Source organism: Roseibium sp. LAB1 (assembly GCF_054658235.1).
Genome location: NZ_BAAGIB010000002.1, coordinates 1,349,387 through 1,361,743, shown reverse-complemented (window position 1 = coordinate 1,361,743; position 12,357 = coordinate 1,349,387). Strand labels below are relative to the sequence as shown.

General features: G+C 56.8%; 13 protein-coding genes. 9 read left to right on the top strand and 4 right to left on the bottom strand.

Translation table 11 applies throughout. From position 1 onward, the window contains the following. Positions 1 to 17 precede the first annotated feature (17 nt). From ACYQ54_RS16205 to ACYQ54_RS16195, 3 genes are read right to left on the bottom strand one after another with little or no spacing between them, the layout of a single operon-like run. On the bottom strand, positions 18 to 608 hold the full coding sequence (locus ACYQ54_RS16205; RefSeq protein ID WP_460084022.1) for a TadE/TadG family type IV pilus assembly protein: 591 nt from the start codon (positions 606 to 608) through the stop codon (positions 18 to 20). Position 609: 1 nt separating this feature from the next. Next, entirely contained in the window at positions 610 to 1,164 is a 555-nt protein-coding gene (locus ACYQ54_RS16200; RefSeq protein ID WP_460084021.1) for a TadE/TadG family type IV pilus assembly protein, read from the bottom strand. 30 nt (positions 1,165 to 1,194) lie between these two features. Then, on the bottom strand, positions 1,195 to 1,656 hold the full coding sequence (locus ACYQ54_RS16195; RefSeq protein ID WP_460084019.1) for a pilus assembly protein N-terminal domain-containing protein: 462 nt from the start codon (positions 1,654 to 1,656) through the stop codon (positions 1,195 to 1,197). A gap of 515 nt (positions 1,657 to 2,171) precedes the next feature. Here ACYQ54_RS16195 and ACYQ54_RS16190 point away from each other — a divergent pair. The 9 genes from ACYQ54_RS16190 to ACYQ54_RS16150 all read left to right on the top strand — a co-directional run bounded on the left by ACYQ54_RS16190 (position 2,172) and on the right by ACYQ54_RS16150 (position 11,253). Continuing rightward, entirely contained in the window at positions 2,172 to 2,351 is a 180-nt protein-coding gene (locus tag ACYQ54_RS16190) for a Flp family type IVb pilin (RefSeq protein WP_460084017.1), read from the top strand. A 155-nt stretch (positions 2,352 to 2,506) separates the two neighbouring features. Then, positions 2,507 to 3,013 carry an A24 family peptidase gene (locus ACYQ54_RS16185; protein WP_460084015.1) on the top strand — a complete coding sequence of 169 codons (507 nt, stop codon included), beginning with the start codon at positions 2,507 to 2,509 and terminating at the stop codon, positions 3,011 to 3,013. 415 nt (positions 3,014 to 3,428) lie between these two features. After that, positions 3,429 to 4,199 (top strand): Flp pilus assembly protein CpaB, encoded by a 771-nt coding sequence (gene cpaB / locus ACYQ54_RS16180; protein WP_460084013.1) that lies wholly within the window; start codon positions 3,429 to 3,431, stop codon positions 4,197 to 4,199. 92 nt (positions 4,200 to 4,291) lie between these two features. Beyond that, a complete protein-coding gene (locus tag ACYQ54_RS16175) occupies positions 4,292 to 5,647 on the top strand; it encodes a type II and III secretion system protein family protein (protein ID WP_460084011.1) in 1,356 nt (451 codons plus the stop codon). Between the two features lie 10 nt (positions 5,648 to 5,657). Then, positions 5,658 to 6,374, top strand: a complete 717-nt coding sequence (locus tag ACYQ54_RS16170; RefSeq protein WP_460084009.1) for a CpaD family pilus assembly protein — start codon at positions 5,658 to 5,660, stop codon at positions 6,372 to 6,374. Between the two features lie 9 nt (positions 6,375 to 6,383). Beyond that, positions 6,384 to 7,691, top strand: a complete 1,308-nt coding sequence (locus ACYQ54_RS16165; RefSeq protein WP_460084007.1) for an AAA family ATPase — start codon at positions 6,384 to 6,386, stop codon at positions 7,689 to 7,691. A gap of 31 nt (positions 7,692 to 7,722) precedes the next feature. Beyond that, entirely contained in the window at positions 7,723 to 9,243 is a 1,521-nt protein-coding gene (locus ACYQ54_RS16160) for a CpaF family protein (protein WP_460084005.1), read from the top strand. A 7-nt stretch (positions 9,244 to 9,250) separates the two neighbouring features. Continuing rightward, entirely contained in the window at positions 9,251 to 10,270 is a 1,020-nt protein-coding gene (locus ACYQ54_RS16155; RefSeq protein WP_460084003.1) for a type II secretion system F family protein, read from the top strand. 8 nt (positions 10,271 to 10,278) lie between these two features. Beyond that, positions 10,279 to 11,253, top strand: coding sequence for a type II secretion system F family protein (locus ACYQ54_RS16150; protein ID WP_460084001.1), 975 nt, complete (start codon positions 10,279 to 10,281; stop codon positions 11,251 to 11,253). Positions 11,254 to 11,420: 167 nt separating this feature from the next. On the opposite strand, the gene ACYQ54_RS16145 is transcribed toward ACYQ54_RS16150, so the two are convergent. Beyond that, positions 11,421 to 12,197, bottom strand: a complete 777-nt coding sequence (locus ACYQ54_RS16145) for a tetratricopeptide repeat protein (protein WP_460083999.1) — start codon at positions 12,195 to 12,197, stop codon at positions 11,421 to 11,423. Positions 12,198 to 12,357 lie beyond the last annotated feature (160 nt).

Sequence of the window (12,357 nt, the reverse complement as noted above, 5' to 3'; positions counted from 1 at the left end):
AAACCCGGTTCGCGTCTTCAGCAAGCCGGGCATTCAACGGTATCCGTCAGCCGCGGCCGCAAGTAATACGTGTCACTCAGGTCGATCGAAGATGCCCTGGAAAAATACTCAGTGAAGAGGCCGGAAAACGTCGGCACATACTTGAGATTGGTCTGGGCTACGACGATGGATGAGTTTGGGGCAGCCACTGCCTCCGGCAAATCCATCGGGGGCTTGGAACCCTCCGCCCAGGGGCTCCCTCCCTTGGAGGAGTAGCTCCAGTCGACAGCTGGAGTACCCTCATCGTCAAAGGTCACACTGGCGACGATTGTTTCAAGGTTGGTGTCGGGATAGGGATCCAGGATCTTGCCTCCAAGATCCATCATTGCGGTCAGGTCTGCGGGGGTAATGGTCTGAGCCTGGGCGACAAGGTCGGCGACCGAGTTGGCGATACGGCTGACCTTGCGGTCATGGTTCAAGGTGCCGGAGACTTCCTCCATGCCGATCAAGAGGACCAGCAGGAATGGCAGGATCATGGCAAATTCGATCGTAGAGACGGCACGCTTGTCAGCGCCAAAGGTCCTGAATCTGGCCAGCCAGTGCCGGTGATGTCTGAAATGAAGACGCATCTTAGTTCCAGGGTTCATTTCGAAACACCAAGGTAGAGGTGAGATAGCGCTCGTTGCCGTGATCCGCCAGGTTCAGTGACAAAAGCGAGGTGATCATTGGCCACCTGTAGATGACGTTCACAACAACGATCTCACCGGCTCCGGCGTCTTCGTAATTGGACTCTTCCTTCAGGTTACCTTCTTCATCGTAAAGGCTTTCACCTGCGGATTTGGCCAAGGCAAAGCTTTCGACCTTGTCGACATCGACGACCAACCGGTCCAGCGAACAGAGAAAGTCAGGCAGATTACTGCAAATCTGCGTCTTGAACGTATTCGCGTCATAGCCGCCTTCGTGGGCCTGACCCGTACGAATTTCGCGGGCTGCCGTAATCACCGCATTGTCAACCATTCGGTTTGCGAAATGGGACAGGCCGACTTCGATAATCCCGAACATCACCGTAAAGAAAGGAAGTGCAATCATTGCGAATTCGACGGCTGTCACCCCGCTGATGTCCTTGCCGAAGGAGGCACATCCTCTTTTCCGTCTCGAGACGAGGAGCCGTTTCAACAAGCGCATTCGGTGATTACTCCGTTGGGGAACCCGTTACTACAGCCCACCAGCTGCCTTGGTTGCCAGTTCATTGCGTGCGCTTGCCTGATCCGCGGTCTCCTTGAAGGATTCGATCGAATCTCCAAGGCGCAGCATCGGTTCGCATGCCGGATTGCAGGACAGTGATTCCCGTGACGCCTTCCTGTAGACGGAGACCACATCGTCATCCGACGCCTTGACTGTGATCACTTCATCCACGATCGGCTTGTTGTCGCCATCCAGGATCACGAGATTCGTGGTTCCGTAGCTCTTGCCGGTAATGACCACGGTGTTCTGGTCGAACATCGCGACATCCGCAATAAAGGGGTTGCCCACGATAACCGCTGCGGCACCGTCCTCGATCCGAAAGACCTTGGCGCGATCGACCGTGACGAGCACCGGGCCATCCTGTGCGACCGCGACGGTCGCGCTCAGGGTCATGGCAAACAGGCCAGTCCATCTGATTAGCTGCGCAAACATGCCTATGGATACTCCAATTGTGCATTTTCTTAGAAGATCATGCGTCAAACGTGGTGAACGATCTGCTAACGACTGAAGGAAAGAAGTGTAAATTGGTCTTATTTCGCTTTTTAGGGCGTATTATTCGTTCGCTTTGTCTTGAATCGCGGGGGTGAGGACTTTCTTCTGCGCCCTCACGTTTTGTTCGTCGCATAGAAGAATATATCTGAAGGATTGTAGCGTATAAGAAGGAGTGGGTGCGAAATAAAAACTAAGAAACGAATTGAATAATTTCAAAAATAAGTAGATAATATTTGCAAGACGTGAATTATATTAAAGTTTTTGGATTGTATTAATAAAATTTTATCTATACGTCTTGTTAACTATAGTCATAATTGCCAGCATTCTTTTTGTTGGGGATGGTAAATTTAACTGGTTGGAAAGCTCTCTGTCCTAGGGTGAGCCCATGTCCAATCGGACACAAAAGATCCGACGGACTTGAAGCTGTCAATTCAGTGGTACTTGGAGCAAAACACATGAAATCTCTTCTCAACCGTTTCGTAAAAGACGAATCCGGCGCAACTGCAATCGAATACGGCCTGATCGCTGGCCTGCTGTCCATCGTCATCATTGGCGCTCTGCAGTTGACCGGTACCTCGTTGAACGCCGTGTTCACCAACATCCAGACGCGCCTGACTTCTGCTGCAGGTAGCTAATCAGACGCGCCTACGCGATTTTCTGGGTCGATGACCCAGGTAAGAAAACGGGCAGTTTACTGCCCGTTTTTTTGCATTTACTGCCAAGTTGCTGCGAAGTGTTAACTCTCTACCGGTACTGTGAAGCTCAGTGTTTAGGTTAGATTGAGGGTCCAATGATCGAGGCCGCAATTCTCGTCATTTTTCCGATGTTGGTCGCTTTCGGCGGTGCGTCCGATCTGCTGACAATGACCATCCAGAACCGGGTGGCACTTCTGTTGATTGCAGGATTTGCCATTCTTGCCGTCGCAACTGGCTTGCCGTTACAGGCCTGGGGCATGCATGCCCTCGGATTTGCCGTCATTTTCGCACCCTGTTTCCTGTTCTTCGCGTTCGGCTGGATGGGCGGAGGCGACGTCAAGTTCATCAGCGCCATCGCGCTTTGGATAGGTTTTTCCCAGGAACTGCTGGTGTTCGTGCTGTTTGTAACCATCTACGGCATGTTGTTGACGCTTGGTCTACTTGCCATGCGCCAGAACGCGGTCGTGCCCAATGTCCTTTATCGCCAGGAGTGGTTCGCACGGCTTCATGACAGCAAAAGCGGCATCCCCTATGGCATTGCGATCGCAATTGCCGGGCTTCAGGTGTATTCATCCACCTATTGGTTCGACCTTATCCGCTGATCTCCCGTGTTGAAGCGTTGCGTCAGGCAGACTTGCTCTCCGACTGCGCAACACGTCTCAAGGCCTCATAGTGCTGTTGAAAGCTCTGGTTCGGTGCAATTGCCGGACATGTTCATCACGTTGAAGTGAAACACGGCCTGGATTCGGCAACGAATAGCCGATTTTCGTGATACTTACCCCCGTGATCGACCTTCAAGCCAATGCTTTTATCACACTGACAAAGCTTCCAGTGAAGCTACGCAACGGTCTTTTAGGTCAGTATTCGCTGCAGAATGCGGTAATTTAAGAAAGCGTTCAGTAAAGTTAATGGATATTAACTGAAAACATCCATATCTGATTAACCATGTTTTGACCAATTACCCCTCATCCTAGGCGGCAACAGCGCATGTGCGCATAGGAATATTGGGTTTTGGTCATGAAAATCGCTCGAATTTTCGTCCTGGCAATTGCCGTAGCGGCCGGCTTTATCGCTTTCCGTTTGGTCATGATGTCGGGCAACAAGCCTGCCGAGCCGCAAATCGTACAGGCTCCTGTCGCTGAGCAGACCAAAACGCAGGTTTTGGTGGCTCAACGGGACATTCCGCTCGGCGCAAAGCTGTCGGCAGATGACATGTCCTGGGCGAATTGGCCCGAAGATGCGGTCCCGTTCGGGGCCGTGACGAAGGAAGCCGCGCCGCTGGCCAATGAGGAATATGAAGGCCGAATCGCCCGGGCACCGATTTTCGCCGGCGAACCGGTGCGCCCTGAACGTCTTATCAATACCGACAAGGGCTTCATGGCGGCGATCCTGCCAAAGGGCAAACGCGCGATTGCGGTCAGCGTTGAAGCGGAAACCTCGGCTGGCGGGTTCATCTTGCCCGGCGACAAGGTCGACGTGATCCTGACGCGCAAGTCCGATACCGGGGCCCTCAGCGAAACGATCCTGGAAAACATCCGTATTCTGGCAATCGACAGCACCACGGCCGGTGAACAGGATCAGAAGAACCTGTCTCCGAAGCGAACGGCGACGCTGGAACTGACCCTGCCGCAATCCGAAGTCATCGCCCAGTCTCAACAGGTGGGAACGATCGCACTCGCACTGCGCAGTGCCCAGGACTCAGCTGACGACGCAGATGAAGACGGGGGGCGCCGCCGGGGTGTCAGTTACGTGAAATATGGCGTGACGAGCCAGGCAGGTGCCCAATGACCTCAGTTGAAAACAGAACGTCCGGCAAGAGGGGCGCGATGAAAAACTATCTTCACAAGTTGGCAGCCACCGTCTTTTTACTAGGGGGGCTAATGGGACTGGCCACTGCAGCAGCGCAGGCAGAAGGCAATTTCCCGAGCCAGGTCCATATCGCCGCGGGGGAACGGGCGACAGGCCGTATTCTTAATGTCGGTGTCGGCCGATCCGTTGTGGTCAATCTCGCGGAAGACGCAGCCGACGTTCTGGTGTCCAACCCGGAAATCGCTGATGCCGTCCTTAGAACACCACGCCGTATTTTCGTTATCGGCAACACCGTGGGCCAGTCGCGCCTCGTTCTGTTCAGCCGCAGCGGCAGGGAGTTGGCAAGCTTCGACGTGCGTGTGGAAAAGGACACGTCCGATATCACCCGGATTATCCGAAAGCTGATCCCGGGCTCGAATATTTCCGCCGAATCGGTCAACGGCAGTGTCGTGCTGAGCGGCACCACCAAAAGCACCCTTGAAGCCCAGCAGGCGGCAGACATTGCCGCCAAGTTTCAGGGGGCCAACGCTGCAAGCGAAGTCATCAACCTGATATCCGTAGCAGGCAAGGACCAGGTTCATCTCAAGGTCACGGTCGCGGAGGTCGAGCGGTCGATCATCAAGCAGCTCGGTGTCCAGTTTCAGGGCACGATCGGCGTCGGCAACTTCACGCCTTTCATGTCCAGTTTGCCGAACTTTTCTGTGAACCCGTCCATTGTGAACCAGGCTGTCGGCGGAACCCAACTGACCGCTGGCGCGACGAGCATCACCGCCCAGGTCGAAGCCCTGCAGCGTGAAGGTGTGATCCGAACCCTGGCCGAGCCGACCCTGACCGCAATTTCCGGTGAAAACGCAAGTTTCCTCGCCGGTGGTGAATTTCCGATCCCGATTTCCCAGAGAGACGGGGAATTGAGCGTCGAGTTCAAGAAGTTCGGTGTCGGTCTGGACTTTACGCCAGTGGTTCTGTCCGAAGGCCGGATCAGCCTGCGGGTAAAGACCGAGGTCAGCGAACTGAGCAACGACGGTGCAGTTTCTGCCGGTGGTATCACCATTTCCGCCCTCAAGGTCCGTCGCGCCGAATCGACCATGGAACTGCCCTCCGGCGGTACCCTGGTGATGGCGGGGCTCCTGCAGGAATCCTATCAGCAGGCCATTGAAGGCATACCGGGTCTGATGCAGATCCCGATCCTGGGTGCGCTGTTCAAGAGCCGGGATTTCCTGCGCGAACAGACGGAACTGGCCGTGTTTGTGACGCCCTATGTGGTTCAACCCGTTGCTGCCAGCAAACTGCAGCGCCCGGACAAGAACCTGATGGCGGCATCGGATGCCGAGACAATTTTCCTGAACCGGCTGAACAAGATCTACAACCCTACCGGAGCCGCTGCCGAAGGCACGTATCACGGTCAGGTTGGCTTTATCTACAAGTGAGGACGGACGGATGAATATGTCACAAACGGTCCGCAGAACGACGCTCTCGCAAACCGCACTTGTGGTCTTCGGATGCCTGATCGCCGCCGGTTGCCAGAACCAGTCGCAGACGCCGAGCCAGTTGCTGGCGTCCCATGATTACAGGCTGATGCACCCGATCGTGATCACAGAGGAGCCGGAGACGCTGGACCTTCCGGTTGGGCGGAACACACGTAATCTTCACGGGCCGGTTGAAAACACTATTGCTGCCTTCGGTCAGCAGTCCCGGCAGAAGGGGGACGGGTCGGTCGAGATCCTTGTGCCATCCGGCGGAGCCAACGAAGCAGCGGTTCATTCCGTTACGCCCAAGATCCGTCAGGCCCTGCAGCGTGGCGGTGTTTCCAGGAACAGGATCAGCACCCGTACCTACGCGGTGGGCGATCCGGGTGCCGATGCACCGATCCGCCTGTCCTATTCGCGGATGCAGGCCACCGCGGGAGAATGCGGTGCCTGGCCGAAGAACCTTGGTGGCGGTTTCGGTGCCAATATCAACTATGAGAATTTCGGGTGTGCAAGCCAGGCGAACCTGGCGGCTATGGTCGACAATCCGTCGGATCTGATCACGCCGAGAGCATCCGCTCCTTCCGATCAGGGCCGGCGTGCGGTGGTCATAGAAAACTACAGGAAGGGCGAGGTAACTGCGGGTGACTTCACCGAAGGTGTAGGCGCCGAAGTTGCTGAGAACTAGGGGATAGCTATGAGTGCCAACCCAGACTTGAAAGACATGTCCGGCTACATGGACCCTATTTCCGAACCTGCGGATCACAACTTTGCAGGAAGCGACGACGGTCTCCATATCGGTTCCATCCCGCGCATCACGGTGCACGGCTTCTGTCTGACCGACGCCACCATGCGGGTGGCGGAGGCCGCCATGGAAGACCGGCGCATGTCGAAGGCGCACCTGAAGCTGGACATGGGAGGTATCCCGGCTGCGATCGAAACCTTCGAGCAGGCGCCGACACCGAACCTGATTGTGGTGGAAACGTCCGGCAGGCGGGAAGATCTTCTGTCGAGCCTCGATCATATGGCCGAATTTTGTGATCCAGGGACCAAGGTGATCGTCATTGGCGACGTCAACGATGTCACACTGTATCGCGACCTGATTTCGCGCGGTGTCAGCGAGTATCTGATCACGCCTGTCAGTGTGTTCCAGCTTATTGGCGCCATCGGTAATCTCTATGCCGATCCGGATGCCGAACCGCTTGGCCGCACCATCGCGTTTTTCGGCGTGAAGGGGGGCTGTGGCGCTTCGACAATTGCCCATAACGGAGCGTGGGCGCTTGGCCGCATTTTCCAGAGTGAGGTCGTGGTGGCAGACCTGGATCTGCCTTTCGGCACCGCGGGACTGGATTACAATCAGGACCCTCTCCAGGGCGTCTTTGAAGCGGTGTCTTCACCCGAACGCCTGGATGAAACCTATCTCGACCGCATCCTGTCCAAATGCAACGAGCACCTGAGCCTGCTGGCGGCGCCGGCAACGCTCGAGCGGACTTATGACTACAGCGAAAAGTCTTTCGACCAACTGGTGGAGACCATGCGCGCCGGTGTGCCAAGTGTCGTCCTCGACGTGCCGCATGCCTGGAATGCCTGGGTCAAGAACACGCTCCTCAATGTTGACGAGATCGTTCTCGTTGCGGAGCCGGATCTGGCCAATTTGCGCAATGCCAAGAACGTGGTCGACATGTTGAAGCAGCTGCGGCCGAACGATCGTCCGCCGCATCTTGTCATGAACAAGATCAACGTTCCCAAGCGCCCCGAGATCAAACCGGATGAATTTGCCGGCGCGCTCGGATTGTCGGTTCATGCGGCCATTCCGTTTGAACCACAACTGTTCGGAACGGCGGCCAACAACGGACAGATGATCGGTGAGATAGACGCCAAACATGCGATTTCGCGCGTGTTCGACGATCTGGCACACACCGTCTCCGGCAAGGCGCAGCCCGTCAGGGCATCGCGGTCGAGCCTGGGCGGGTTGCTTTCAAAATTCAAGCGGAAGGCCGGTTAGACCGGCCTGAGAGCGGAGCAGATAGTTCGTTATGTTTGGTAGACGTGGCAGCTCATCGTCTGGACCCCAGACCCTTCGGCCCGGTGGCATACCCGGCCTGCAGGATACGCCTGCGCCGGTGGAACAGGCACACCAGCCGGAACAGTCGGCTCAACCGGCTCCGCAGAAGATCCAGACCGAACCTTCCCAGCCGGCGACTGCTCCAACACCGCCGCCGCCGCCCGAGCCTCAGCCGGCCGCTCCCGCAGCGCGGAAGAAGAACAGCGAGTATTACGAGACCAAGGCCCAGATCTTCAACGCACTGGTCGAGGCGATCGACCTGTCGCAGCTCGCCCGTCTCGATGCGGAGGATGCCCGGGACGAGATCCGTGATGTCGTGAATGACATCATCGCGTTGAAAAACGTGGTCATGTCCATTTCGGAGCAGGAAGACCTGCTGGAAGACATCTGCAACGACGTGCTCGGTTACGGTCCGCTGGAGCCACTGCTGGCACGTGACGACATCGCCGACATCATGGTCAACGGCGCCCACACGGTCTACATCGAAACCTCGGGCAAGGTAGAACAGACCGGGGTGACCTTCCGCGACAACGCACAGCTGATGAACATCTGCCAGCGTATTGTCAGCCAGGTCGGTCGCCGTGTCGACGATTCAAGTCCGATCTGCGACGCCCGTCTTCCCGACGGGTCCCGCGTGAACGTGATCGCACCACCGCTCGCCATCGACGGCCCGGCTCTCACCATTCGTAAGTTCAAACGCGACAAGCTGACGCTCGACCAGTTGACCAAGTTCGGCTCGATCACGCCGGAAGGGGCGACGATCCTGCAGATCATTGGCCGTTCGCGCTGTAACGTGCTGATTTCCGGTGGTACCGGTTCCGGTAAGACGACGCTGCTCAACTGTCTGACCGCCTATATCGAGAGCACTGAACGCATCATCACCTGCGAAGACTCGGCCGAATTGCAGCTACAGCAGCCACATGTGGTGCGTCTGGAAACACGTCCGCCCAACCTGGAAGGGGAAGGCGAAATCACCATGCGCGACCTGGTGAAGAACTGTCTGCGTATGCGTCCCGAGCGGATTATCGTGGGCGAAGTGCGTGGTCCGGAGGCCTTCGACCTTCTGCAGGCCATGAACACCGGTCACGACGGCTCGATGGGAACGCTGCACGCCAACTCCCCGCGCGAGGCCCTGTCCCGTCTGGAATCCATGATCACCATGGGCGGTTTTTCGCTGCCCTCCAGAACTCTGCGCGAAATGATCGTCTCGTCCATCGACGTGGTGGTTCAGGCGGCCCGCCTTCGCGACGGTTCGCGCCGCATCACCCATGTGACGGAAGTGATGGGCATGGAAGGCGACATCATCACGACCCAGGATGTCTTCCTCTACGACATTGTCGGCGAAGACCCGAACGGCAAGATCATCGGACGCCATCGCTCCACCGGTATTGGCCGACCGAAATTCTGGGAGCGCGCACGTTACTTCGGCGAAGAAGCCCGTCTGGCACAGGCACTGGATGCTGCCGAGATGCCTGAATATGTAGCTGATTGAGGACCCCATGTCCGGACTTGAAGAGTTTCTCACACCAGAAATCACCGGTTTAGCCGTTGCGGTCCTGGTGATGCTTGCCATTGGTGGCGTTATTTACAGCCTGTTTCAGCCCGCTCTGTCCGGTTCCAAGCGGCGCGATCAACGCGTGAACGCGGTTGCCGCCAGGCCTCAGAATGAAAAGCAGCGCAAGGCGCTCCGCGATGTCGATCGCCGCAAACGCTCGATCCAGGATCAGCTGAAGGATTTTGAGGAACGGCAGAAAGCCAAGCAGGACAAGCAGAAGAAGGTGTCGCTGAAGGTAAAGATCGAGCAGGCCGGTCTGACCTGGGAGACCCACCATTTCGTGATCTTCAGTGTCATAGCAGGCATGATATTCCTTGTGCTGGGTCTGATCTTCAGCGGAAATCTGATCATTGCGGCTGCATTTGGTTTTGCCGGTTCACTTGGTTTCCCTCGCTGGTATGTTTCCAGCAAACGCAAGCGCCGCTTCAACGCCTTTCTTGACGAACTTCCAAACGGTGTTGACATCATCGTGCGCGGTGTCAAGGCTGGCCTGCCCCTTGGCGACTGTATCAAGGTGGTTGCCCGCGAGGCCCGCGAACCGGTTGCAACCGAGTTTCGCAAGATCACCGAAACCCAGATCATGGGGATTTCGCTTGCAGATGCCGTCGGCAAGCTGCCCGAACGAGTGCCGCTGGCAGAAGCGAACTTCTTCGCGATCGTGGTTGCCATTCAGCAAAAGGCAGGTGGTGGTCTGGCTGAAGCCCTGAACAACCTGTCCAAGGTTCTGCGTGGGCGCAAGGCGATGAAACGCAAGATCCGGGCGCTCAGCGCCGAGGCTAAGTCATCGGCAGCCATCATTGGCTCCCTGCCGTTCTTCGTCGGCGGGATCATGTATTTCATTGCCCCGAACTATATCTTGACCTTGTTCGAGACCACGACGGGCAACATCATCATTGCCGGCTGTCTGTTCTGGATGTTCATCGGTGTCATGGTCATGCGGGCCATGATCAATTTCGACTTCTAGGAGACGACATGGATCTTGAAACCATTGCATCCAGTCAGTTTCTGGCAGCCGTTCTTGCCATGATTGCGGTTACGGGAACCATCTTCTCCCTGGTAATGCCGCTCCTGTCGCGGAACACCTTGAAGACACGGATGAAATCTGTCGCGATCGAGCGTGACAAGCTGCGCGCCAAGGAAAGGGCCCGGCTCCAGGCAAATCAGGCCGATGCCAAGGCCTCCTTGCGCAATCAGCCCAAGGCACAAATGAAAAGCCTGGTTGATCGGCTCAATCTGAAGGAAGCACTTTCGGACGAGAGTACTGTTGAAAATCTCAGGATGGCTGGCTACCGCGGGTCGGCACCGCTTTATTACTTCCTGACCGCAAGGATAGTGATCCCCGCGGTTATTTTCGTCTTTTCAACGTCGTACGCCTTTGTAATTTTGCCCGATACGCTTCCCGCCTTGTCCAAGCTTTGCTTCTGTATCGCTTTCGCGGGTCTCGGAGCGTTTATGCCGAACCTGTACTTGAAGAACAGGATCGACAAGCGCAAGCTGATCATACAGCGGGCCTGGCCGGATTCGCTCGACCTGATGCTGATCTGCGTGGAATCTGGCATGTCGATCGAAGAAGGCTTCAAGCGGGTTGCGGAGGAAGTCGGGGTCCAATCGGTCGAATTGGCCGAAGAACTGACGCTCACCACAGCAGAGCTGTCTTATCTCAGTGATCGACGTATCGCTTATGAAAACCTTGCCAAGCGAACCGGTGTCGACGGTGTCAAGAACGTGATGATGGCGCTGATCCAGGCGGAGCGCTACGGCACGCCGGTAGGGACAGCGCTGCGCAATATGGCGGACGATACTCGCGAACAGCGCATGCAGATGGCTGAACAGAAAGCTGCATCTCTGCCGCCGAAGCTGACGGTGCCGATGATCCTGTTTTTCCTGCCGGTACTGTTCTTTATTATCATGGGACCGGCTGTCATTCAGGTCATGGCGCAGTTTTAAGTTCAAGAAAGACCTGAGAAGTCACTTTTGCAGGTTCTCTTGGAGACCTATTCACCAAAACCGCAGACCCGAAAAGCGGTGTTCGGACGTGGTCCGGACACCGCTTTTCGTTTGATTGGTTGGATAGGGGCTGGGTCGCGCCGCCTAAGCCGGTTTGGAACCCCGCCTCAGCCCTGCTGGCGCTTCTGCATCATGGTGCGCAGATAGGCGATGTTGGCCTGGGCCTGCTGCGGGTCGATCTCGGCCTGTGCCACCTGAATGGCTTCGTCGAACTTGCCCTGGATGCCGAGAACCAGCGCCAGGTTCTGGCGCACGCGGCTGTCTGCGCCGGGCAGGGTGGCTGCCTTGCGCAGCGTGTATTCGGCATCGGGCAGGTCGTTGGACAACAGATAGGACAGACCCAGATTGTTCAGAAGGCTCGGATCGTTCGGAGCAATCATCAAAGCCTGCTTGTAAAGGCTGCGCGCCTTGTCGTGGTTGCCGGTCTGATCGTAGATCGCGGCCTCGGCGGACATCAGCTTCCAGTCCGGTGTGTCCGGCCTCTGGGCGCCGCGAATGACGTTGAGCGCTTCGTCGAACCGGCCGTTCATCGCAAGGACCTTGCCATAGGCAGAAGCGATTTCCCGGTCCTTGGGATGGGCGATCACGCCGGACCGCAACACGGCCATGGCCTGGGGTATCTGTCCGTTCTGGCTGAGAGCGTTCGAATATCCGAGGACCGCATTGCGGTCCTTGCGGTCGCGCTCATAGGCCTTGGACCATTTGGACACTTGTGCCAGCGCCTGCGAAGAACCCGGCGACGTGTAGCCGGAGGCAGGAGAGTGCGTGCCCGTGTTGGCTCGGTTGGACGCGCAGCCAGTGACAACGACAAGCGCCGACATGGCCATCAACGTCGTAGCGATACGGGTGCGACGGCGAAGGGAACCGGTTCTGGGCGATTGCATTTCCAACATCCTTGTTGTCGGCGGCTTTCAGGCTTCCTTATGAGAAATAGATAATTAACCCTAATGCTTGGTTAAGCGCCGTTGCGAAATGCGAGAAGCGGTGCGGATCTGCGTACACCTTATTGCGTCCGAACGCCGGGCATCCTAGGTCTTGAAGATC

Coding starts and splice junctions, on each gene's coding strand:
- ACYQ54_RS16205 (WP_460084022.1), bottom strand. CDS start 608: ATGCGTCTTCATTTCAGACATCACCGGCACTGGCTGGCCAGATTCAGG.
- ACYQ54_RS16200 (WP_460084021.1), bottom strand. CDS start 1,164: ATGCGCTTGTTGAAACGGCTCCTCGTCTCGAGACGGAAAAGAGGATGT.
- ACYQ54_RS16195 (WP_460084019.1), bottom strand. CDS start 1,656: ATGTTTGCGCAGCTAATCAGATGGACTGGCCTGTTTGCCATGACCCTG.
- ACYQ54_RS16190 (WP_460084017.1), top strand. CDS start 2,172: ATGAAATCTCTTCTCAACCGTTTCGTAAAAGACGAATCCGGCGCAACT.
- ACYQ54_RS16185 (WP_460084015.1), top strand. CDS start 2,507: ATGATCGAGGCCGCAATTCTCGTCATTTTTCCGATGTTGGTCGCTTTC.
- cpaB (WP_460084013.1), top strand. CDS start 3,429: ATGAAAATCGCTCGAATTTTCGTCCTGGCAATTGCCGTAGCGGCCGGC.
- ACYQ54_RS16175 (WP_460084011.1), top strand. CDS start 4,292: ATGGGACTGGCCACTGCAGCAGCGCAGGCAGAAGGCAATTTCCCGAGC.
- ACYQ54_RS16170 (WP_460084009.1), top strand. CDS start 5,658: ATGAATATGTCACAAACGGTCCGCAGAACGACGCTCTCGCAAACCGCA.
- ACYQ54_RS16165 (WP_460084007.1), top strand. CDS start 6,384: ATGAGTGCCAACCCAGACTTGAAAGACATGTCCGGCTACATGGACCCT.
- ACYQ54_RS16160 (WP_460084005.1), top strand. CDS start 7,723: ATGTTTGGTAGACGTGGCAGCTCATCGTCTGGACCCCAGACCCTTCGG.
- ACYQ54_RS16155 (WP_460084003.1), top strand. CDS start 9,251: ATGTCCGGACTTGAAGAGTTTCTCACACCAGAAATCACCGGTTTAGCC.
- ACYQ54_RS16150 (WP_460084001.1), top strand. CDS start 10,279: ATGGATCTTGAAACCATTGCATCCAGTCAGTTTCTGGCAGCCGTTCTT.
- ACYQ54_RS16145 (WP_460083999.1), bottom strand. CDS start 12,197: ATGCAATCGCCCAGAACCGGTTCCCTTCGCCGTCGCACCCGTATCGCT.